The 22814-nt window shown below is 63.0% G+C and carries 19 protein-coding genes; 6 read left to right on the top strand and 13 right to left on the bottom strand.

Going from position 1 to position 22814, the window contains the following annotated elements; all coding sequences use genetic code 11:
* Window positions 1-215 precede the first annotated feature (215 nt).
* The 4 genes from MAXJ12_RS07735 to MAXJ12_RS07720 all read right to left on the bottom strand — a co-directional run bounded on the left by MAXJ12_RS07735 (window position 216) and on the right by MAXJ12_RS07720 (window position 7503).
* Window positions 216-2528, bottom strand: a complete 2313-nt coding sequence (locus MAXJ12_RS07735) for a putative bifunctional diguanylate cyclase/phosphodiesterase (RefSeq protein WP_040585312.1) — start codon at window positions 2526-2528, stop codon at window positions 216-218.
* 137 nt (window positions 2529-2665) lie between these two features.
* Window positions 2666-6145, bottom strand: a complete 3480-nt coding sequence (locus MAXJ12_RS07730; protein WP_040585336.1) for an indolepyruvate ferredoxin oxidoreductase family protein — start codon at window positions 6143-6145, stop codon at window positions 2666-2668.
* A 220-nt stretch (window positions 6146-6365) separates the two neighbouring features.
* Window positions 6366-6899, bottom strand: coding sequence for a hypothetical protein (locus tag MAXJ12_RS07725; RefSeq protein WP_008835241.1), 534 nt, complete (start codon window positions 6897-6899; stop codon window positions 6366-6368).
* Complete coding sequence (locus MAXJ12_RS07720; protein ID WP_008835240.1) at window positions 6892-7503, bottom strand: CGNR zinc finger domain-containing protein; 612 nt, start codon at window positions 7501-7503, stop codon at window positions 6892-6894. The genes MAXJ12_RS07725 and MAXJ12_RS07720 overlap by 8 nt, the downstream gene beginning before the upstream one ends.
* Window positions 7504-7596: 93 nt before the next feature.
* On the opposite strand from MAXJ12_RS07720, the gene MAXJ12_RS07715 reads away from it, so the two are divergent.
* From MAXJ12_RS07715 to MAXJ12_RS07705, 3 genes are all read left to right on the top strand, one after another.
* Entirely contained in the window at window positions 7597-8502 is a 906-nt protein-coding gene (locus MAXJ12_RS07715; protein ID WP_008835239.1) for a branched-chain amino acid ABC transporter permease, read from the top strand.
* Between the two features lie 173 nt (window positions 8503-8675).
* Window positions 8676-9260 (top strand): TRAP transporter small permease subunit, encoded by a 585-nt coding sequence (locus MAXJ12_RS07710; RefSeq protein ID WP_040585310.1) that lies wholly within the window; start codon window positions 8676-8678, stop codon window positions 9258-9260.
* Entirely contained in the window at window positions 9257-11074 is a 1818-nt protein-coding gene (locus tag MAXJ12_RS07705; RefSeq protein ID WP_008835237.1) for a TRAP transporter large permease, read from the top strand. The genes MAXJ12_RS07710 and MAXJ12_RS07705 overlap by 4 nt, the downstream gene beginning before the upstream one ends.
* A 61-nt stretch (window positions 11075-11135) precedes the next feature.
* On the opposite strand, the gene MAXJ12_RS07700 is transcribed toward MAXJ12_RS07705, so the two are convergent.
* Window positions 11136-12242: a TRAP transporter substrate-binding protein gene (locus tag MAXJ12_RS07700; protein ID WP_008835236.1), complete on the bottom strand. Its 1107-nt coding sequence runs from the start codon at window positions 12240-12242 to the stop codon at window positions 11136-11138.
* A gap of 189 nt (window positions 12243-12431) precedes the next feature.
* Window positions 12432-13538 (bottom strand): TRAP transporter substrate-binding protein, encoded by a 1107-nt coding sequence (locus MAXJ12_RS07695; RefSeq protein WP_008835235.1) that lies wholly within the window; start codon window positions 13536-13538, stop codon window positions 12432-12434.
* A gap of 272 nt (window positions 13539-13810) precedes the next feature.
* On the opposite strand from MAXJ12_RS07695, the gene MAXJ12_RS07690 reads away from it, so the two are divergent.
* Entirely contained in the window at window positions 13811-14587 is a 777-nt protein-coding gene (locus MAXJ12_RS07690; protein ID WP_008835234.1) for a gamma-glutamyl-gamma-aminobutyrate hydrolase family protein, read from the top strand.
* Window positions 14588-14598: 11 nt separating this feature from the next.
* Here the strand turns inward: MAXJ12_RS07690 and MAXJ12_RS07685 are convergent, their stop codons facing one another.
* The 6 genes from MAXJ12_RS07685 to MAXJ12_RS07660 form a co-directional block, all read right to left on the bottom strand.
* Window positions 14599-15015, bottom strand: coding sequence for a hypothetical protein (locus MAXJ12_RS07685; RefSeq protein ID WP_008835233.1), 417 nt, complete (start codon window positions 15013-15015; stop codon window positions 14599-14601).
* A 153-nt stretch (window positions 15016-15168) separates the two neighbouring features.
* The gene (locus MAXJ12_RS07680) at window positions 15169-16146 is read right to left on the bottom strand and encodes a 2-hydroxyacid dehydrogenase (protein WP_008835232.1); all 978 of its coding nucleotides are present in this window, start codon (window positions 16144-16146) and stop codon (window positions 15169-15171) included.
* Between the two features lie 211 nt (window positions 16147-16357).
* Window positions 16358-17380: a LacI family DNA-binding transcriptional regulator gene (locus tag MAXJ12_RS07675; RefSeq protein WP_050898801.1), complete on the bottom strand. Its 1023-nt coding sequence runs from the start codon at window positions 17378-17380 to the stop codon at window positions 16358-16360.
* 76 nt (window positions 17381-17456) lie between these two features.
* Window positions 17457-18398: a DMT family transporter gene (locus MAXJ12_RS07670; protein WP_139043819.1), complete on the bottom strand. Its 942-nt coding sequence runs from the start codon at window positions 18396-18398 to the stop codon at window positions 17457-17459.
* A gap of 94 nt (window positions 18399-18492) precedes the next feature.
* Window positions 18493-18963, bottom strand: coding sequence for a MarR family winged helix-turn-helix transcriptional regulator (locus MAXJ12_RS07665; RefSeq protein ID WP_008835228.1), 471 nt, complete (start codon window positions 18961-18963; stop codon window positions 18493-18495).
* Between the two features lie 194 nt (window positions 18964-19157).
* Entirely contained in the window at window positions 19158-19892 is a 735-nt protein-coding gene (locus MAXJ12_RS07660) for an intradiol ring-cleavage dioxygenase (RefSeq protein WP_008835227.1), read from the bottom strand.
* A gap of 176 nt (window positions 19893-20068) precedes the next feature.
* Between MAXJ12_RS07660 and MAXJ12_RS07655 the strand changes: the two genes are divergently transcribed.
* Together MAXJ12_RS07655 and MAXJ12_RS07650 are read left to right on the top strand one after the other, a co-directional pair.
* Window positions 20069-21136: a CobW family GTP-binding protein gene (locus MAXJ12_RS07655; protein WP_008835226.1), complete on the top strand. Its 1068-nt coding sequence runs from the start codon at window positions 20069-20071 to the stop codon at window positions 21134-21136.
* A 169-nt stretch (window positions 21137-21305) separates the two neighbouring features.
* Window positions 21306-22280: a WD40 repeat domain-containing protein gene (locus tag MAXJ12_RS07650; RefSeq protein ID WP_008835225.1), complete on the top strand. Its 975-nt coding sequence runs from the start codon at window positions 21306-21308 to the stop codon at window positions 22278-22280.
* A 39-nt stretch (window positions 22281-22319) separates the two neighbouring features.
* On the opposite strand, the gene MAXJ12_RS07645 is transcribed toward MAXJ12_RS07650, so the two are convergent.
* Window positions 22320-22766: a hypothetical protein gene (locus tag MAXJ12_RS07645; RefSeq protein ID WP_008835224.1), complete on the bottom strand. Its 447-nt coding sequence runs from the start codon at window positions 22764-22766 to the stop codon at window positions 22320-22322.
* Window positions 22767-22814: the final 48 nt, after the last annotated feature.

Genomic DNA, 22814 nt, shown 5'->3' with positions numbered 1-22814 from the left:
TCAGACGTGTCGGCGCCACCCGCCCCGGCGCTCTTGCCGGACGCCATCTGCTGCACAACCATAGATACCCCTCGTACTGCGCCGTGGCGCAAACGTACGCCAAGGTCGGCATATGTAAAGTTGAAAATACCGCGGAAGCTGTTTACCGAGGGTTAAGGTTAACGTCGGGAGGTTGCCCGACCGGCAAAAAAAGTTTCGCCGGATTTCCGGCAAACTCAGCTCGCGGCGCCGCGTTCGGCGGACTTGATGTCCTTTGCGAAGGGCCAGATCGTGTTCGACATCGTCTCGATGCCGGAGGCCGAAAGGGCCGATCCGAACAGAAAGCCCTGCACGAGATCGGGCTTCACGGAGAGCGCCAGGATCTTTAGCTGCTCAAACGTTTCTACACCCTCGATTGTGATGGTGAGCCCGAGCGGGCGCGAAAGATTGACGATGCCCTTCAACAGCTCGAGCGAGCGCGGATTCTGGCCCATGTCGACCAGGAAACTGCGGTCGATCTTGATCTTATCGAGCGGCAGCTTGTGCAGATAACTCAGGCTCGAATAGCCGGTGCCGAAATCGTCGAGCGCGATGCGGACGCCAAGTCCCTTGAGCTCCTCGAGGTACTGCCCGGTCAGCGACTTGTCGTCGAGCAGCGCCGTTTCCGTCACCTCGATCTCGAGCCGATGAGCGGCGAGGCCCGACTGGGCGAGCGCGTCGCGCACCTTGTCAACAACGTTGCGATGGCGGAAATCCTTGGCCGAGAGGTTCACCGACACGCTGATCTGTTCGGGCCACCGGGCGCATTCGGCGCAGGCGGCATGGAGCACGAAGCTGCTGATCTCGGAGATGATGCCCATTTCCTCGGCGAGCGGAATGAAGGTTGCCGGCGAGATCGAGCCGAGCTCGGGATGGTCCCAGCGGCACAGCGCCTCGCAACTGGCGATGCGCATCGTGTCCATGGCCACGATCGGCTGATAGACGACGCGGAGGCCCTTGGCTTCGACGGTGCTGCGCAGGTCGGCCTTCATAAGCTGGCGGTTGCGGAACGCGGCGTCCATGGCCGATTCAAAGAGCTGCCAATCGTTTTTGCCTAGTTCCTTGGCCTTGTAGAGCGCCAGGTCGGCCTTCACGACCATCGCATCGACATCGGTATCCCTGACGCGGCAGAGCACTGCACCGCCGCTTGCTTGGATGCGCAGCACATGGCCGGCAATGTCGACATCGCCCTGCAGGCCGGCGAAAATGCCGTCCAGCATCTCGGCCAGGTGGCTGTCGTCGTCGAGACGGTCGAAATAGATCATGAACTCGTCGCCACCGAAGCGACCGACGCGGATGCCTTCGTCGGCGAAGGCGGCGAGCCGTTCGGCGACCGCGTAGATCAGCCCGTCGCCGACCGGATGGCCGAGCGTGTCGTTGACGCTTTTGAAATCGTCGAGGTCGAGAACCGCCAGGCCGCAGAGACGGTTCCGGTCGCCGGCCTCCATGAACTCGCCGACGAGTTCATGGAAATAGGCGCGGTTCGGCAGGCCAGTAAGATTGTCGTAGCGCGCCATCGAGCGGATCTTCTCTTCAGCCTCGACGCGCTGCGACACGTCCTCGAAGGTGATGACGCCGAGATCCTGGCTGCCTTCGCGCGCCGAAAATTCGAAATGTTGGCCGTTGGAAAACGAGACCAGCACTTTGCGGTCGCGCCCCTCGCGCAGCGCGCGCGTGAGCTGCGCCTCGATGTAGCGGCAGTCCTTGAGCGCCAGCATGCCGCCTGCAACGCCGCGCATAAGCAGCGAATGGATCGAGCGCCCGAGCAACGCGTCGGGCGACTTTAGTGACATCAGGTGAGCGGCTTCCGCATTCGCGACCACGACCTTGCCGTTGGGGCCAAGCATGACCAGACCGTGCGACATGGTGTTGAGCGCCCGGTTGAACCGCTGGGCGAGTCGGTTCGCCTTCTTCTCCTCCGAAATCGCAGTGAACAACACGTCACGAACCGTGTCGGCAAAGCGCTTGATCGCGAAGAGGAACGGCGCCGACAGCAGGCCAAGGATGATGTGATAGGGGTCGCCGCGCAGGATGAAGCCGAGCGAGATCGGCCATGTCAGCGCCAGGATGAAGATCATCACCATGCGCGGCGAGCCATAATTGCGGCCGGCGATGGAGGTGGCGGATGCGAGCGTGACTGCGACCGAGGCAATCTCGGCGAAATTGTCGTGCGCCAGATAGATGCCGAGGAAACAGAACGTTCCAAGCATAAACCCATGCATCGAGCCATAGAGGATATAGTCGTTTTCGCGGTGACGGGCCTCCTGCCTGTCTTTCGGCGGCGGCGCGTTGCGGTACTTGCGGATGTTGCGCATGCGCATGATCGCCACGGCGATCATGCCAAAAGCCAGTAGGAGATAGAGCGGGTCCGCGGTCTTCCAATAGACCAGGATGACGAGCAGGGTTTGCGCCGCGAATCCGATCGTCAGCGTCAGCCCGTCGCGGAAAAGCGTCTCCACGAACGGAATGTAGACGTCGACGGGAATCTCGTTTTTTCGTCTCGTTGGCACGCCGGAATCCCGCTTTCGGGAGCCAAGCTTTGCCACAATCGCCTTAAAAAAGGCTTATACAGCGTATGGGCGCAATCGTTACGCAAAGGTAAGTGCCCGCAATACAGCAGATATACTTGGCCGCATGAAAAGCGGCTCTATTCCGCTGCCTCCAGTTCCGGTTTTGCCTCGGCATTTTCGAGGCGCGCCACAAGCCGGGCCCGCTCTCCCGCTGCTTTTTCCACGCTTGCCTGCTTGACGTGGCCGTAGCCGCGAATGAGAGCCGGGACTGACGCCAAGGCAGCAGCAGCCTCAATCTTCGCCGGCGTCAGGATGCGAGCGATGCGATCGACATCGGCCTCGTAGCGCGCCAGCAGATCACGCTCTATCCGCCGCTCGGCGGTGTAGCCGAACACGTCGAGGGCCGATCCGCGCAGGCGCTTCAGCGACGCAAGCAGGCGGAATGCCTTCATCATCCACGGCCCGAAACTGGATTTCCTCGGCCTTCCGTCAGCTCCGCGCCAGCCCATGATCGGCGGCGCGAGGTGGAATTCCAGCTTGTCGTATTCCTGGAATTGCGCGGCCAGCTGGCGCTGGAACGAGCCGTCGGTGTAGAGCCGGGCAACTTCGTACTCGTCCTTGATCGCCATCAGCTTGAACAGGTTTTTCGCCACCGCTTCGGCGACCGTAGTGGAGCCCGGCAAGGCCGCCTGCTCGGCATTGCGGACGACTGCGACACGATCGGCATAGCGCTTCGCATAGGCGGCGTTCTGGTAGGCGGCCAGAAACTCCACGCGGCGCGCGACGATCTCGTCGAACGACCGCGCGATGCTTGGCTCGTCCGCTTGGCCGGACTGGGTGATCATCGCCTTGACGAAGTCCGGTTGATGCGCGGCCCGCCTCCCCCAGCGAAAAGCCGCAATGTTCATGGCGACGGCCTCGCCGTTGAGTTCGATGGCGCGCTCGACCGCCTCGGCCGATAGCGGCAGGCCGCCATGCTGGCAGGCGAAGCCCAGCATGAACATGTTCGCGCCGAGTGAGTTGCCGAACAGCGCCGAGGCAGTGCGCGTAGCGTCGAAGAAGTGCGCCTTTTGTTCGCCGGCGGCCTCGCGAATGGCCTTCTTCAGCCGCTCGACGGGCAGCGAAAAATCGGCCGAGCGCGCGAAATCGCCAGGCATAATCTCGGCGGTGTTGGCGACGAAGATCGTATGGCCCTCGCGCACGGCGGCCAGCACCTTCTTGTTTCCCGAGACGACAAGGTCGCAGCCGAGCACCAGATCGGCCTTGCCCGCCGAGACGCGGATGGCGTGGATGTCCTCCGGGGTTCTCGCGATGCGGACGTGGGAGAATACCGCGCCGCCCTTCTGCGCCAGGCCCGCCATGTCGATCATGCCGCAGCCCTTGCCTTCGAGATGCGCGGCCATGCCGAGGATGGCGCCGATCGTGACGACGCCGGTGCCGCCGACGCCGTCGATGATCGACGACCAGCCGTCGCGGTCGAGCGCAAACGGCTGCGGCTCCGGCACGCCCTCGAGCGGATCGGATTTCCCGGCCATGCCCTCGGCCTTGCGGACCTTCGCGCCGTGCACGGTGACGAAGGACGGGCAGAAGCCGTTGACGCAGGAGAAATCCTTGTTGCAGCTCGACTGGTCGATGCGGCGTTTGCGGCCGAACTCGGTTTCCACCGGCTGGATCGACACGCAGTTCGACTGCACGCCGCAATCGCCGCAGCCTTCGCAGACGAGCTCGTTGATGATGACGCGCTTGTCGGGGTCCGGAAAGGTTCCGCGTTTGCGGCGGCGGCGCTTTTCTGCTGCGCAGGTTTGGTCATAAAGCAACACCGACACGCCCTTCACGTCGCGCAGCTGCCGCTGCACCAGGTCGAGCTCGTCGCGGTGATGGATGGTGGAGCCGGCCGGAAACACTATACCGGCGGCGGCATACTTGCCCGGTTCGTCGGTGACGACAGCGATGCGCTCGACGCCCTCGGCGCGCACCTGGCTCGCGATCATATCGACGGTGAGATTGCCTTCGTGCGGCTGGCCGCCGGTCATGGCGACCGCGTCGTTGTAGAGGATCTTGTAGGTGATGTTCGCGCCCGAGGCGAGGGCGAAGCGAAGCGCCAGCGAGCCCGAATGATTATACGTGCCGTCGCCGAGATTCTGGAAGATATGCTCGCGCGTCGAGAACGGCGCCTGGCCGACCCATTGCGCGCCTTCCCCGCCCATCGCGGTGAATCCAACCGTGGAGCGGTCCATCCACAGCGCCATGAAATGGCAGCCGATGCCGGCGGCGGCTATCGAGCCCTCCGGCACCTTGGTGGATGAATTGTGCGGGCAGCCCGAGCAGAAGAACGGCGTGCGCGCGCCAATGTCCTTCGTATCGGCGAGCATCGCCTGGAACTGCTTGAGCCTGGCGACCCGCGCCGAAATCTCCTCCGACGGGCCGATGGTCTTGACTATGCGCTCGCCGAGCGCGATCGCGATGTCGTTGGGGTCGAGCGAGCCCTTGGCCGGGAATAGCCAGCCGCCGCGCTCGTCCTTCTTGCCGATTATCACCGGCTGCATGGCCGTATTGTAAAGGCTTTCGCGCAATTGGACTTCGATCAGCGAGCGCTTCTCCTCGACGACAATCACCATCTCGAGGCCGCGCACGAAATCGGCAATGTGGTCGAAGTCGAGCGGCCACGGGCAGCCTACCTTGAACAGCCGTACGCCGATCCGGTTGGCATGGGCTTCATCGACGCCGATATCCTCGAGCGCCTGGCGCACATCCAGATAGCTCTTGCCGATCGTGATGATGCCGATCTTCGGATTGCGCCCGCCCGAATAGACGATCCGGTTCAAATCGTTGGCTTTGATGAAGGCCGCCGTTGCGGCGCGCTTGTGCTCGTGCAGGCGCGCTTCCTGGCCGAGCTGATCGAGTTCATGGCGGATGTTCAAGCCGCCGGGCGGCATATCGAATTCCGGGATGATGATGTTCAGCCGGTCGAGCGAGGCATCCACCGAAGCCGTCGATTCGATGTTGTCCTTGACGCATTTGATCGCCGCCCACGTGCCAGCGAAGCGCGACATGGCGTAGCCATAGAGGCCGTAATCGATCAGTTCCTGCACGCCCGCCGGATTGAGGATCGGAATCATCGTGTCGACAAACAGGAATTCGGTGGCGTGCGCGTTGGTGGAGGATTCGGCCATGTGGTCGTCACCCATCAGCGCGAGCACGCCGCCATGTTTCGACGACCCAGCGAGATTGGCGTGGCGGAAGACGTCGCCGGAACGGTCGACGCCCGGGCCCTTGCCGTACCAGACCGAGAACACGCCGTCATATTTGCCTTCACCGAGCAGTTCGGTCTGCTGCGTGCCCCAGCAGGCGGTGGCGGCGAGTTCCTCGTTCAGTCCTGGCTGGAAAACGATACTGGCGTCGCCTAGCTGCTTTTTCGCCCGCCAGAGCTGCTGGTCGAGGCCGCCGAGCGGCGAGCCGCGATAGCCCGAGACGAAGCCGGCGGTGTTCAGCCCCGCGCGGCGGTCGCGCTCACGCTGCATCAGGAGCATACGCACGACCGCCTGCGCTCCCGACAGGAAGATGCGCTCCTTGGAAAGGTCGAACTTGTCGTCAAGCGCAACATCGTGAAGCGTCATCTGTAATTCCTTCTGCGCGGCACCCCAAACGACCGCCCGCGTCAGGCAAGTTTCGGCCGGAGTGTTTCGCCCATTGCCGAGAAGGTCAAACGAAATCGGGCGCGCATCGCCCATGAGCCACCTTGCGTACACATAGCAAAAGACGCGGGAAATAAACGAACACTCCCATACATGCTGGCGCACGATTCGTTCGCGGTGGAGCAGACTGCCGCGGTCCACTTCAAGCCGGAGACGGGCATGGCTCGCTGTCGCCGCCGGGCAACTTGCCGTCCGGACGACCAGCGCGATCGGGATTGGGCGTGTAGGCCGGGCCGAGGACGAGCGGGCGGTCCGGCAGCAGCGATTGGTTCTCGGACGAGGTCATGGTCGTCTCGATGGTTTGCATGACGCGGCCGTCCGCCCCTTCGATGCGGATCGAAACCTGATAGGGCCGGTCCTTGACCACGCAGCGCAGCGGCGGGCTTTCGATCGTCGTTTTTTCGAGCTTCGGCCAGATCTTCTGGCGCACGACGATCGGTTCACCACCCGCCGGATCCTCGAAGCTGGCGACCGCCGTCTCGCCTTCGCGCAGCGGCTGGAGCGGCCGCAGATTGACGAGATAGGTCGCGGTCGCGACCCGATAGTTGAAGACGAAAAGCTTGCCGGCGATTTCGAAATACTCACCTTCGGCGCCGGTATCGCGGCAGGCGCCCAGCGCCAGCGCGGCGAAGAAAGGCAGCGCGAGCGTTAGGCTGGCGCGTTTGAAATTACACATGTTCGTGTTCCTCGGTGGCGAGCTTGCGGCGGTGGTAATGGCGCCTGGCTTTCCGGCGGTTTCCGCAGACCGCCATGTCGCACCACAGGCGGCTGCCATTGCGGCTGCGGTCGAGAAACAGCCAGTTGCAGTTCCGGCAAATCGACAGCCTGCGCAGGCTGTTCTGCGACATCAGCGAAAGCGCCGAGACGGCCAGCGCCGCTTCCAGGGCGATGGGCGTCGCCGGGTCGCCGAACGACTTTCCAGGCGACATCGCGAATGAGGCATGACCGCGCAGCCCGGCGGCGCAGGCTTCCAGGAAATCCGGCAAAGCGGCGCTCGCGACCGAGCCTTCGGATGCAGCGCCGCGAAACAGCCGATCCGTGGCCTCGCGAATGGCGAGCACTGTGGGCGCGATTCTGTGCGGATCGGCGACGGCCAGCGCACGGCCGCCAAGCTCCTCGGCCCGGAAGTCGCTGGCTGCTTCGGCGAAGCGGGCAATCTCCACGGGGTCGTCGAATCGGTCGAATGTTCGCGCCGTATCGCCGCGCAGGACAACCGTATTGGCCGCGTCCAGCGCCAGTGCGCCGCCGGAGAACCGATGCTGTGTCCAGGTAACCGCCATCCGGCAAATCTAACTGGCAAATCTCGTTTGACAAGTTAGATTTGGCAGCGCAGTTTCGACCGCGCCACGGAGGTCCGCGGTGGACGGACATGCATGCTCTACTTCCTGCAGCAATTGCTCAACGGACTGCATATCGGCGCGATCTACGCGCTGCTGGCCTTCGGTTATGCGGTGAGCAACGGCGTGCTCCACCGCACCAACCTTGCGCATGGCGCGCTGTTCGCGTTTGCCGGGCAAACCATGATCCTCGTCGCCGTATTCGGTTGGCAGATTCTGTGGCTGACGCAACCGGCCACCCTGGCGCTCGGCATTGCCGCCGCTTTCGCCTATTCGGCGCTGACCGCCTGGCTATTGTCGCACGGCGTGTTCCAGAAACTCGCCGGCCGCTCGCCTAACACCATCGTCGCGGCGACGCTCGGCGTGTCGCTTGTGCTGCTGGAGCTTGGTCGTATCGCCGCCGAGACCCGCGACTTCTGGCTGCCGCCGCTTCTGGCCGGCCCGATCGTCTTTGCGGCGGACAACGAGTTCCGGGTCACGCTAACGGCCTTGCAGGTGGTCAACTGCGCCATCGCCTTTTCGGCAATCATAGCCGCCAATGCTGTGCTGGCGCGCTCCCGCTTCGGGCGAGAGTGGCGCGCCGTCACTGACGATCCCGCGGCGGCGGCGCTTTGCGGAGTGGACACAGACCTGGTCTTCCACCGCTCGATACTGCTCGGGGCGATGGCGGCGGCGCTGGCGGGCGCACTCGCCGGCCTCTATTTCGGCAATATCAGCTTCGACACAGGCCTGGTCTTCGGGCTGAAGGTCCTGTTCGTGACAGCCGTTGGCGGCTATCTCGCGCCGGCCCGCGCCGCGCTCGGCGCGCTGGCTTTCGGCATCGCCGAATCGTTATGGTCGGGCTATTTTCCGATCGAATGGCGCGACGCCTGGATGTTCCTGTTCCTGATCGCGCTGCTGGTTCTTCGGCCGACCCAGCAGGAGCCCGGTACATCCGTATAATCTCACTCCCCGCGGCCGGCGCTGCATTTCCCATTGGCACAATGACCTCGGGTAACTGCGCCATCGCGTGTTGACGCGCCGCCAAACACTCGGCATATCCGATGGCTTCGCGGCGCGCGAAAAAATCCGGGGAAACGCTAAAGGCTCGCCTCGTACAAATCTGGGAGGATCGCATGGCAGGGCTGCTCGCTCTATCGAGAGCCATTGACCGTATGAACGAGTTCATCGGGAAATGGGTTTCCTGGCTGATATTGCTGGCAGTGCTGGTCAGCGCGACGAACGCCGTCATCCGTAAGACGCTCAACATGTCGTCGAACGCCTGGCTCGAACTCCAGTGGTATCTGTTCGGCGCCGCCTTCCTGCTCGCCGCCGCCTACACTTTGAGGCAGAACGAGCATATCCGCATCGACATCATCTACGGCATGTTCTCCAGGCGCGCTCAGCACTGGATCGACCTCTTCGGGCACGTCTTCTTCCTAATGCCCTTCGTCCTTTTGATGATCTACTACTTCGTGCCCTACGTATCGCTCTCTTATCGTAGCGGCGAAGTCTCGACCAACGCCGGCGGCCTCATCATCTGGCCGGCGAAATCGCTGCTGCTGATCGGTTTCTCTCTGCTGGCGCTGCAGGGGATTTCGGAAATTATCAAGAAGATCGCCATCATGCGCGGCGACATGGATGATCCGACGCCCTTCATCTCGGTCCATGAACAGGCTGAACTGGAAGCCAAGGCGCTGGCCGAGGAGATCCGTTCATGATCCATTTCATTGCGGAGAACATGGCGCCGATCATGTTCTTCTCGCTCATCGTCTTCATGCTGCTGGGCTATCCCGTCGCCTTCTCGCTCGCAGCCAACGGCCTCCTGTTCTTCTTCATCGGCGTCGAACTGGCGCCGTATTCGAGCAACGAGATAACGCTGTCCTGGCCGCTGCTCTATGCGCTTCCGGAGCGATTCTGGGGCATCATGTCCAACGACACGCTGCTCGCCATTCCGTTCTTCACCTTCATGGGCATCGTACTCGAACGGTCGGGCATGGCCGAGGATCTCCTCGACACGATCGGCCAGTTGTTCGGCCCGGTCCGCGGCGGTCTCGCCTATGCCGTCATTCTGGTCGGCGCGCTGCTTGCCGCAACGACCGGCGTCGTGGCCGCTTCCGTCATCGCCATGGGCCTGATCTCGCTGCCGATCATGCTGCGCTACGGCTACGACAGACGCGCCGCTACGGGCGTCATCGCCGCTTCGGGCACGCTGGCCCAGATCATCCCGCCCTCGCTGGTGCTGATCGTGCTTGCCGACCAGCTCGGCCGCTCGGTCGGCGACATGTATGCTGGCGCACTGATCCCCGGCCTGGTGCTGACATCGCTCTACCTCAGCTATGTGCTACTCATGACGTTCGTCCGTAGGGACTCGATGCCGGCTTTGCCGCTCGAGGCACGGACGCTCGGCCATGGCGTCGTATCGCTGCTGGTCGCGCTCATAGGGGCGGTCGCGGTCGCCTATGCCGCCTCCCTCTATCTCGCGTCCTCCGCCGGCGCCAACGCCGGCATCTGGGGCGCGACGATCGGCTTTGCTGCGATCTATGCCGTAGCCATCGCCGACAGGACGTTCAAACTCAATATGATGTCTCGGCTGGCGCAACAGGTGGTCATCGTGCTGATCCCGCCGCTGGCGCTGATCTTCCTGGTTTTGGGAACCATCTTCCTGGGCATCGCGACGCCTACGGAAGGCGGCGCCATGGGCGCCGTCGGCGCGCTGGTCATGGCGGCAGCGAAGGGGAGGCTCAGCCTGGACGTGGTGCGCCAGGCGCTGGCGTCGACAACCAGGCTTTCATCTTTCGTGCTGTTCATACTGGTCGGCGCCCGTGTCTTCTCGCTCACCTTCTACGGCGTCAATGGCCATCTCTGGGTCGAGCACCTGCTGACCTCATTGCCCGGCGGCGAGATGGGCTTCCTGATCGTCGTGAATATTCTCGTATTCTTCCTGGCGTTCTTCCTCGACTTCTTCGAGCTGGCCTTCATCATCGTGCCGCTTCTGGCCCCCGCGGCCAGCGCGCTCGGCATTGACCTGATCTGGTTCGGCGTGCTTCTGGGCGTCAACATGCAGACGAGCTTCATGCATCCGCCCTTCGGCTTCGCGCTGTTTTACCTCCGCTCAGTCGCCGCCCGCGTGCCTTACCTCGACAAGGTGACCGGGAAGACGATTCAGCCCATTACGACCGGGCAGATCTATTGGGGCGCCGTTCCCTTCGTCGGCATCCAGGTGATCATGATCGGCCTGGTCATCGGCTTCCCGCAAATGGTCATGCACTACAAGGGACCGGTCATCGACCCGAGCGACGTCGAAATCGTGGTGCCGGGCTTCGGCGGCGGGCAGCAGCAAGGGCTGCCGAGTTTCGGTCTGCCGCCGCTTGGCGAGCCGGCTCCCGCCAATGGCGGCGGCGCTCCAGCACAGCCGGCCCCGCCCGCGCCACCGGCCAACGATTTGTCGCAGCCGCCCAATTTCGGAAACTCGGCGCCGGCGCAGCCGGCTCCGCCCGCCACAGACCTGTCGCAGCCGCCGAAATTCAATTGAACGCAGCCGAAAACAAGAAAAGCCCCGGGATCTCTCCCGGGGCTTTTTGCTGGTGGATGGCTCAGATATTGCCCGAGCGCTGCTGGATCATCATGAAGGTGTCGAACGTGTATTCCGACACCTGCGCCCACAGATAGGCATCCTTGCGGAACGCCATCTGGCTGTCATAGATTTTCTTGAACCCAGCGTTCGAGGCGTTGATCTCCTTGTAGGTGGAGTTGGCCGCTTCGAAACAGGCGGCGAGCACGTCCTGGCTGAACGGCCGCAATTGCGCGCCGCCAGCGACCAGCCGCTTCAGCGCCTCCGGATTCTTGTAGTCGTAGCTCGCCATCATGTCGCAATTCGCTGCCTGGCAGGCGGCAGTGAGAATCGCCTGATAGCTCTTCGGCAATTCGTTCCACTTGGCCTGGTTGATCAGCGTGTGCAGCACGGGGCCGCCTTCCCACCAGCCCGGATAGTAATAATATTTGGCGACCTTGTAGAAGCCGAGCTTCTCGTCGTCATAAGGTCCGACCCATTCCGCCGCGTCGATAGTCCCCTTTTCGAGCGACGGATAAATGTCGCCGCCCGCAATCTGCTGAGGAACAACGCCGAGCTTCTCGACAATCTTGCCGGCAAAGCCGCCGATACGCATTTTCAGGCCCTTGAGGTCTTCGAGCGTATTGATCTCCTTGCTATACCAGCCGCCCATCTGGGCGCCAGTGTTACCGCAAGCCAGGCCGTGCAGCCCGTGGGTGTTGTAGAATTCGTTGAGGAGATCGTTGCCGCCACCATAATACATCCAGGCGTTCATCTGGCGCACATTCATGCCGAAGGGGACGGCCGTCGCCAGCGCGAAGGTGGGGTCCTTGCCCCAGTAATAGTATGAGGCGGTGTGGGCGCATTCGACCGTTCCCGCCGCCGCCGCATCCATCGCCTGCAATCCGGGCACCAGTTCGCCAGCCGCGAAAACCTGGATATCGAAATTCCCGTCGGTCGATTCGCGGACGAAGTCAGCCATCGTCACGGCCGCCCCGAAGATGGTGTCGAGCGCCTTCGGAAACGACGAGGTGCAGCGCCATGTGACTTTCGGCGCGGTCTGCGCGATGGCAGGCGCGGCCAGCGTTGTGGCGGCTGCCGCGCCGGCGCCGGCGAACCCGGCCTTTCTGATGAAACTACGACGATCCATTCCAATTTCCTCCCAGATTGATGATGCGCCGGATCGGTCTTTGCCGATCGCCCGGGCAGCACAATCAATGCACGGCGCGACCATTTAGTCCAGCGGGAGGAGTCCGCTGTTCCAAGCTTAAATCGCCCTATGAAAAAAGCCCCGGAACCTTGCGGCTCCGGGGCTTTGTTCGGACGAGCGGCCGGCGGCTCAGATCTTGCCGGCGCGCTGCTGGATCATCATGAAGGTATCGTAATTGTATTCGGCTACCTGCGCCCACAGGAAATGCTCCTTGCGGAACGCCGTCAGCGAATCCCAGATCTTCTTGAAGCCGGCATTCGATGCCGTGATCTCGGCATAGACCTCATTCGAGGCGTTGAAGCAGGCCTCCAGGATTTCCGGGCTGAACGGACGAAGCTGCGCCCCATTGGCCACCAGGGACTTGACCGCCGTCGGGTTCAGGAAGTCGTATTTCTGCAGCATGTTCGCGTCGGTCGCCTGGGCGGCGGTGCGCACCAGCGACTGATAGTTTGCCGGCAGCGCGTCGAACTTTTCCTTGTTGAACATCAGATGGACGGTCGGCCCGCCCTCCCACCAGCCGGGGTAGTAGTAGAAGGGCGCGACCTTCTGGAAGCCGAGCTTCTCATCGTCATAGGGACCGACCCATTCGGCGGCGTCGATCGTGCCTTTTTCCAGCGACGGATAAATGTCGCCGCCGGCGATCTGCTGCGGCACGACGCCGAGCTTCTCGACGATCTTGCCGGCGAAGCCGCCGATGCGCATCTTCAGGCCCTTGAGATCCTCGAGCGTGTTGATTTCCTTACGGAACCAGCCGCCCATCTGGACGCCGGTGTTGCCGCCCGGATAGGCGACAAGACCTTGGGTCGCAAAGAACTCGTTCATCAGATCGTTGCCGCCGCCGTGGTAGAGCCAGGCGTTCTGGCCACGGGCGTTCAGCGCGAAAGGAACCGCAGCGCCCAGTGCCCATGTGGGATCCTTGCCCCAGTAGTAATATGCAACCGTGTGGCAGGCCTCGACCGTGCCAGCCGCGGTCGCGTCCGCAGCCTGCAGGCCTGGAACGATTTCACCGGCGGCGAAGGGCTGAATGGTGAAATTGCCGTCGGTCGCTTCCGAGATCATCTTCGAGAAGACGTCCGCGCCGCCATAGATGGTGTCGAGCGACTTCGGGAAGGAAGAGGTAAGCCGCCAGGTGATCTTGGGATTGCCCTGGGCGATAGCCGGAGCCGCGAGCGTCGTTGCGGCCGCAGCGCCTGCGCCAGCGACGCCGGCCTTTGTGATAAATGAACGTCGATCCATGAATTTTCCTCCACGCTTGGATCAGTACAGAACGCCGTCCAGCAGACTGGAGTCTGAATTGGGCTTTCGGCGAAGGCCGCACAATACACACAGGCGGAGTCGAGTCCAGCACGCGAACGGCTTCCCGCAGGTCAAACGGCGCTGGCCCAAAACTATTGTCTAACAGCGCTGACGGATGTGGATTGGCACAGCTCACTCTCCCATGGAAAACGGCCGGCAGATCACCTATTTTTGCAATCAGAATGCCGTCAATGTCCGTAACGGAATCCTCAATGCAACAGCCGCTCGTCGCCGTATCGACCGATGTCCGCCAATTCGAGAACTACACTTGGCATGCGGCGCCCCAGCAATATCTGGAGGCGGCGATCGCCGGCGCGGGTGTCTTTCCCGTGCTGGTGCCATCCTTCGGAGATCGGCTCGATTTCGACCAGTTGCTGCGGTCGGTAGACGGCGTCATGGTCACCGGCTCGAAGTCAAACGTTCACCCCTCGCTCTATGGCGGCGACGACGCGAGCGAGGCGAACGGCCCCTACGATCCGGCGCGTGACGCGACCACCCTGCCGCTGATCCGCAAGGCAATCGAGCACGGTGTGCCGTTGCTGGCGATCTGCCGCGGCATCCAGGAGCTGAACGTGGCGCTAGGCGGCACGCTGGCGACCGAGATCCAGGAGCGCGAAGGCTCGCTCGATCATCGCGCGCCGGTGAGCGACAATCAGGATGAACGCTTCGCCATCCGGCAGAATGTGTCAATCAAGCCGGGCAATTGCCTGGCCGGCATTTTCGGCGCGGGTGAGATCATGGTCAATTCGGTCCACCGCCAGGCGGTGGACCGGCTCGGCTCGAGGCTGCAGGTGGAAGCCGTGGCGGCCGACGGCACGGTGGAAGCCGTATCGGTCAAGGATTCGCGCGGCTTTGCGGTCGGCGTGCAATGGCATCCCGAATACTGGGTGAATTCGGACAGCGCCTCAGCGACGATCTTCCGTGCGTTCGGCGAAGCGGTGCGGCTGCACGCGGCCGCCAAGGCCGGCGTCAGGACCGCCGCGGAGTAGTAGAAACAGTCTCAGTCCGCCTCGTCGAGCGAGATGAGCGGCGTCGATGGCTTGAAGGATTCGTAGGCGACGCCATCGCCGACCGAGAAGCTGACGATCGCATCGATCCCGTTTTCCGTGAACGCGACCGACCCGTCCTCATGTTCCTGCCAGAATTTCGCACGCTCGATGCCGGGAAGAAGCGTCGCGCAGGCGGGTTCGATTTCGAGTTCCGACCGGTTCTCGGCAACCCGATCGCCGCGCGTAACCGCACAGGAAACGTTTGCGCTCGAACGCAGGTGGAACACGTCGCCGGCAGATGCCTGCCCCTGCGGCAATGCGGCGGCCGATGCGGCAATGGCCTGGCGATCACCGTCAGGCCCGGAGGAAACAACGCCAACTGCCACGAGCAGTCCGGCGGCTACCACAGTCGAAAATGCTATATTCATCGTCAGGCCCCTCACATCGGCGCAGGACCGAGGTCATGCGCGGATTAAAGTGCTGAAGCGTCCCTATTGCCCCTACGCGGGCGCTCCAATGATTCGCAAACATGAACCGCCGAGACTTTAACCTTCGTTAACAAATGCGGCAAAGCCGCGGCGTCACGCCGGCTTGGCGACGCGCTCCGTTTCCGGGACCGGCGTCAGCGGCTTGCCTTCGGAAAACCAGGCGATGAGATTGTCCACGACCAGATCCGCCATGGCGTTGCGCGTGTGGACGGAAGCCGAGCCGACGTGCGGCAGAAGCGTCGCGTTGGGAAGGTCGATGAGCGCCTGCGGAACGCGCGGCTCGTCTGCGAAGACATCAAGACCCGCCGCCCGGATCACGCCGCCGGAAAGCGCCGCGATCAACGCCTCCTCGTCGACCGTGCTGCCGCGGCCGATATTGACAAACACGCCGTCCGGCCCGAGCGCCCTCAGGACCTCGGCATTGACAGCTTTCTCGGTTGCCGCCGTGCCGGGCGCGACGGAGATCAGCGTATCGACGGCGGCGGCAAGGCCTGCCAGGGTCGAATGGTATTCGTAGGAAAGCCCCTCGACGCGGCGCCGGTTATGGTAGGCGATCGACAGGCCGAACGCCTCCAGCCGCTTTGCAATGGCCATGCCGATGCGGCCCATGCCGAAAATGCCGGCGCGCCGCCCGCGCAGCGTCGCCTTGGTCAGGGGATAAGGGCCTTCCTTGACCCAGCGGCCCTGCCGCAGCCAATTTTCGGCGCGCGGCAGTTCGCGCACCGTGTTGATGAGCAGGCCGAGCGCCGTATCGGCCACTTCCTCGGTCAGCACGTCCGGCGTATTGGTCACCATCACACTTTTGGCGGCAGCGTGGCGGGCGTCGACCGCGTCGTAGCCGACGCCAAAATTGGCGATGATCTCGAGATTGGGCAGGGCGTCGATGAAGGCGGCGTCGATCGCCGTCATCGCGGCAATGCCGCGCACGCTGCCTGCCAGTTCATCGGAGATGAGCGACTTGTCGGCTTTGTCCAGGCGGACCATGTTGAAAGCCTTGTCGACACGCGCCAAGGCGCGCTCGTGCAGCCAGCCTGGAACGAGGATTGTCACGGCGGAGCGGTCGCTGGTCATGTTGATTTCTTTCAGGAAGCTTTCGAGGGCGAGGCCCTGCGGCCGAGGACGTACGCCAGACCGGCGTCGCCGTGATTTGCCAGAACAGCAAATTCCGACCGCAGGGGCGTCGAGCGCGAGAGCGCCTGCTGGCCGATCACACCACTCGAGCACGAAAAAAACTTTAGCATAGGAGCGCGCCGCCGGGCAATTCCGGATCGGGAATGCGCCGCTACACTCGCTCCCGCGGCTTGCCCGTCGACTGGCGCACATGCAGTTCCGGCCGGATCAGTTCCTGCGACGGACGCACCGATTGGCCGTTCAACTTGTCGAGCAAGGCGCTGGCCGCGCGGCGGCCGACCTCGCGCTGGCCATTCCATACGGTCGTCAGCGCCGGCGTGGCGATGGCCGCCTCCTCCAGGTCGTCGTAGCCGGTGACCGAAATGTCGACGCCCGGAACCAGCCCGGCGCGCGCTATGCCGTTCATTAGGCCGATGGCGACGAGATCGTTCCAGCAGCAGGCAGCGGTCGGGCGATCCTTGAGCGCCAGGAACTGGCTTGCGGCTTCGAAACCGGCTTGCTTGGTGCGCGGTCCCGGAATGCGCCAGTGCGGCTTGACCTCCAGCCCGGCGTTTTCCATCGCGGTCATGTAGCCCTGGAAGCGGTCGCGGCCGGTCGAGGTCTGGTCAGTGCCGCCGATCATCGAGATGCGGCGATGGCCGAGCGAAATCAAATGGTTGGTGGCAAGCCCGGTACCATAGGCGTCGTCGCCGCGAAACACCGGCACCTCGGCGCCTTCCACCGTGCGGGCGATCAGCACCGCCGGCAGGCCGTTCTCCTCGGCCATGACAATATCTTCCGGCGGCGTGCCGATGGCCGGCGACATGATCACGCCGTCGGCGCCAAGCTGCAGCAGCGTATCGATGAAGGTGCGCTGCTTTTCGAGCTGGTCGTAATGGTTGGACAGGATGAAGGTTTGCCGGCTGCGGTCGAGTTCGCTTTCGATGGAGCGCAGGATCTCGGCGAAGAACGGATTCATGATGTCGTGGACGACGACGCCGACGATGCCCGAGCGCGAGGTGCGCAGGCTGGCCGCCCGGCGGTTGTAGATATAGCCGATGGCGCGCGCATGTTCCTTGATGCGTTCGCGCGTCAGGCCGGCGACGAGCGGGCTGTCGCGCAGAGCGAGCGACACGGTGGCGGTCGAGACGCCGAGCGCGTCGGCAATCGTCGAAAGCTTGATCTTTTGCGCCAGTTCGCCCTCCCCGGCCCCGCTCTGCGGCACATTTAAACTGTTTAAATTTTGGCTTAAGGCACGGCCCGATGCGGAGTCAAAGCTTTTTTGCCAGCTCGGCATTTTCCGTATTGGGCGCGGTACGGCTTGCAAGGCGCAGCCTGTGCTCGCGATGGACGATGTAGAGGCCGCTCGCCACGATGATGGCGGCGCCGCCAAGCGTCCAGCCATCGGGCAGTTGCCCGAAAACCAGATAACCTAGACCGATCATCCAGACCATCTGCAGGTAGGGATAGGGAGCCAGCGCCGTCGCTGTCGCCTGCCGGTATGCCTTGATCAGCAGCCAGTGGCCGAAACCGCCGAAGAAGCCGAGCGAAATCAGGATCACCCAGTGAAAGGGCTCCGCCGGCAGCGACGCCGTATATGGCACCACCGGCGACATCAGGACGACCGGCGCGAGCGCGGAATAGAAGATCAGGCTTTCGGCGGTCTCGGACGCGGCCATGTGCCTGGTCATGATCACGTAGGAGCAATAGCAGAGCGTCGAGCAGATGGCGTAGACATGGCCGATCTCGAACACGCCGACGCCTGGACGCGTGATGACAAGAACGCCGACGAAACCGGCTATGACAGCCATCCAGCGACGCCAGCCGGCCCATTCGCCGAGCAGCGGCCCGGCCAGGGCCGTGATCACCATCGGCGCGAAGAAATAGATCGACATGGTCTCGGCGAGTTGCAGCGATCTCAACGCCGCGAAGTTGAAAATGGTCGAGCCGAACAGGAACATGCCGCGCAGGATCTGGCGCGGCAGGCTTCCGACCTTGAACATCGCCGGATTGTTCCAGGAGCGGAACAGGATCAGCACCAGCACGACATGGACGGCGAAGCGCATCCAGGAGACGAAAGGCGCCGCCATGCCCGACAGCACCAGATATTTCGCGCTCGTGTCGAGGAAGGAAAACAGCAGGCCCGCGCCGAATACGAGCAGGATCGCCGACACTGGCGTGGCGGCTTCGGGTCTGTTTTCAGGTGCGTTCAATGTCGGCAGTCGGCTGAGAGTGTATGTTCAGAAGGCTTTTGGGCGCGCGGACTGCCCGGCGCAACCCCAAAACGTCTGGTCCAGCGGACGGAATTCAGTCTTCGAGCTCGAGGTCCTCGTCGACCTCGGCTACCGCCCCACCGTTGAGATTGGCCTCGATACGCGACAAGAGCTTCGACAGCGCCTTCTGATCCTTCTTGTCGAGTCCGCGAAACGCCTGCTTCTCGGTCTTGCGCACGGATTTCTCGATACCGCGGATCGTCTCGCGGCCGGCTTCCGTCAGAAAGATGTGCGCCTGTCTCGCGTCAGAATCGGAGGCGCGCTTTTCGAGAAAACCCTGCACCTGCAGCCGGTTGATGGTCTTGGTGATGGTCGGTGGGCGCACGCCGAGCCGCGTCGCCAACTGGCCCGGCGTCTGGCCGTCCTGCTGGTCGAGAGCCAGCATGATCTGGTCTTGCCCGGCATAGAACCCTTGAGACAGGAGCCGTGCCGCCAGCGCCGTCCGCGACAGGCGCGCCGCCGAATGCAGCCGGCTCATCGTTGCGCTTTTATCCGCCTTGGCCATATTGACACCCTTAGGCTTCGCACCGCCTCCGACAGGATAGTCGCGGCGGCCTCGTTGACAATCGCGATCTCACGCCTGGGCAGGCACTGCAGGACCTTTGCCGGCAAGCAAACCCATCGCCGACCGTGCTAATGCCAGACCTGTATTTCAGTTAGATGACAAAAGAAAATTTTCGACGGGAAAACCCGGCGATTTCACGCTTCCCGGTCCACCGCGATGATCATCAGCGCCTCGTAAGCCGATTGCGTTTCGCGTAGCGCCGCCTGCGACAACGGCCCCGCCCGCCGCGCGATCCCATCCTGGCTGTTCCAGGTGTCGCGTTTCTCGGAACGGTCGTTGTAAGGCGCGACATTGGTGAACAGGTGCTCACTGAGATCGTCGGGAAAGAAAATCTGCCCGGTCATCACTGAGCTTTCATCGGGAAAAACCTTGAAGTGAATATGCGTGGTGCGTCCGCGATACCAGCCGGGATAGATGGTCTTGAAGGCGACGAGGCCCTGTTCGTCCGTATGCTGGACGCCGCGCAGGAATTTCTCGCCGGTCGTGTCGACGTCGCGGCCGTCGCCCTGCCCCGGATAACCCGAGTAGTGGCCCGTGGCGTCACAATGCCAGACGTCGACGCGCGCCTTCGATAGCGGCCGGCAGCTTTCATCTACCACTTGCAGCCGCAGCATCAGTTCCACGCCCTCGCGGCCTTCGGTGATGTCCTGCCGCTCGAGTTCGGGATCGAAATAGAACGGCCCCTCGGTCGTCTCGGGCGTGATCGCACACAGGCCGGCGCCGGGCATCAGCAGTGAGATGCCGGCGAATGGAGAATCGCTCGCCGCCAGCGCTTCGGGAGGCAGGAAGGCGCCGCCGCCGGCAGTCACGGCGATCAAGCCCAAAGCCTGCCGGCGAGTGAGTTGAATGGTCTGCGGCTCGGCTTTCATGGAACACACCTTTTGCTGCGAGCGATCTCCCCTTAGGACGAAATCTAGCGCCGGGTTCGAACCTGTCCCAATGAATTTTCCGTAATGCGCCGGCCGGAAAGTCCGCCTCGATTGCGGCGTGCAAAACCGGTTTCGCCGTCCTATATGGGAGCGACCAATCCCTATCGAGGCCCATTATGAGCGACGCACAGACGCAGATCCCCGTTACCGTGCTCACCGGATATCTCGGCTCCGGCAAGACGACGCTGCTGAACCGCATTCTTTCGGAGAACCACGGCAAGCGCTACGCCGTCATCGTCAACGAATTCGGCGAGATCGGCATCGACAACGATTTGATCGTGGAATCCGACGAGGAAATCTACGAGATGAACAATGGCTGCGTGTGCTGCACGGTGCGCGGCGACCTTATCCGCGTGGTCGAGGGCCTGATGCGGCGGCCCGGCCGCTTCGACGCTATCATCGTCGAGACCACCGGCCTCGCCGACCCGGTGCCGGTGGCGCAGACCTTCTTCATGGATGAAGACGTGCGCTCCAAGACCAGCCTTGACGCGGTCGTGGCCCTGGTCGACGCCAAGCACCTTCCGCTCCGGCTGAAGGACAGCCGCGAGGCCGAAGACCAGATCGCCTTCGCCGACGTGGTGGTGCTGAACAAGACCGACCTTGTGACCCCTGAGGAACTGCGCGACGTAGAAGCCGCGGTCCGCGCCATCAATCCGGCCGCGAAGATCCATCGCACGACGCGCGCCGGCGTGAAACTGGACGAGGTGCTCGACCGCGGCGCCTTCGATCTCAAGCGGGCGCTCGAAAATGATCCGCATTTCCTCGAGGCGCACGACCACGACCATGACCATGAGTGCGGCCCCGACTGCGATCATGACCATCATCATCACGATCACGATCATCACCACAGCCATAGCGGGCACGGCGCGGTGTCGCCGATCCATGACGTGACCGTCCAGTCGGTCTCGCTGCGCGGCGGCGAAATGGATTCGAAGAAATTCTTCCCCTGGATCGAGAAGATCACCCAGATGGAAGGGCCAAACATACTGCGGCTGAAGGGCATCATCGCCTTCAAGGACGATCCCGAGCGCTACGTCGTCCAAGGCGTCCACATGATCGTCGAAGGCGATCACCAGCGCGCCTGGAAGGACGGCGAGAAGCACGAGAGCCGGCTAGTCTTCATCGGCCGCGAACTCGACGCCGAGCGGCTGAAGAATAGCTTCGACGCCTGCCAGGCGGCTTGATCCTTCAATCAGTCCCCGGCGCTGACGCTGCCCCTCATCCCTTGCCGGACCTTCTCCCCGTGAAGTACGGGAGAAGGAGGAAGCTCCAACGCTAGTGCCCCCTCTCCCCGTCCTTATGGGGAGAGGGTAAGGGTGAGGGGCAGCTCAACCTGGAATGAAATAGCCCGCCATGCCCACAGTCGCACCGCTCGACCTTTCCGGCCATTGCATAGCCGCCGCCTTTCTTGCCGGCGTGCCGCATTTCGCGCTCGCCGATGGAACCATCCATCGCCTCGACCATGGCCACAAGACATCGCAGGCCAATGACGGGCTGCTCTGCGCCACGCTCGACCAGACCGGCGCGAAGCTGATCACCGGCGGCGAGGACGGCAAGGTTTTCGCCACCGGCCCGGACGGAGAGGCGACGATCGTCGCCGAGGCCGGCCGGAAATGGATCACCAGCGTCGCCGCCGGCCCGCAGGGCGCAATCGCCTTCGCCACCGGCAGGTCCGCTTTCGTCCGGTTCACCGACGGACGTACAAAAGAATTCGTACATCCGCGTTCGGCCGAGGGCTTGGCCTTCGCGCCAAAGGGCATGCGCTTCGGCGTTGCCCGCTACAATGGCGCGACGCTGCATTTCCCGGCGACCGAGGGCAAGCCGGTCGAGCTTGAATGGGCAGGCGCCCATACCGGCATCACCTTTTCGCCCGACGGCAATTTCGTCGTCACCGCCATGCAGGAAAACGCCCTGCACGGCTGGAAGCTCGCCGACGGCAAGCATATGCGCATGACCGGCTATCCCGCCAAAGTCAAAAGCCTGTCGTGGAGCGCCAGGGGCAAATGGCTGGCGAGTTCCGGCGCACCGGCGGCCATTGTCTGGCCGTTTTCGGGCAAGGACGGGCCGATGGGAAAGGCGCCGCTGGAACTCGGCACGCGCGGCAATTCGATGGTCACCTCGGTCGCCTGCCATCCGAGCGAGGAGATTGTCGCCATCGGCTACCATGACGGCATGGTGATCGCCGCCCGCTTCGCCGACTCCAAGGAAGTGCTGCTGCGTCGCCCCGGTAAGGGCGCGATCACATCGATGATGTGGGACGAGGACGAGCGCCGCATCGCCTTCGGCAGCGAAGCCGGCGACTGCGGCGTCATCGACATCACCGGCTGACAGGAAGCAGGTTAAGGTATCTTCCCCGGAGCGCGGGGATCACTCGACCCCGCAGGAAATCTTGCCGGTATGGGTGACCGTGCTGCCCTGGCCGTTGTTGCCGCCGCCGTCGTGCGCCGTGTAGGTATAGGTGCCGTTGTAGGCGATGTCGTCCCCGGCCGCCTTCGTCAGGATAGTGATTTCGACCGATCCGAAGATTTCCGTGTCACGCTCGCGATAGAGCACCATGTTCAGGTCTTCGCCGTAGGACCAGTATTGCGGGAGATGCGCACCATCGAACGCGATCTTGCGAAGGTCTTCGCCGATTGTGGCATCTTCGATTTCAGACGAAGCACGGAAATCGAAGACTGGAAATCCCATTCCGCGGGTCACGCCACTCTGTATGCTGATCTTTACCGGTCCTCCGACATTGTCGCACCAGAGACCGCCGGATGCATGGGCCGGAGCAGCCGTAGCCACCGCGGCAGCCAGAATGACGAAACGCATGTGATCCCCCCAATTCACGCATGACACACAATAGACAGCGCGGCTGAC

The sequence above is a fragment of the Mesorhizobium alhagi CCNWXJ12-2 genome (assembly GCF_000236565.1).
Taxonomy (GTDB): domain Bacteria; phylum Pseudomonadota; class Alphaproteobacteria; order Rhizobiales; family Rhizobiaceae; genus Allomesorhizobium; species Allomesorhizobium alhagi.
This window is presented reverse-complemented; position numbering and strand designations above follow the sequence as displayed.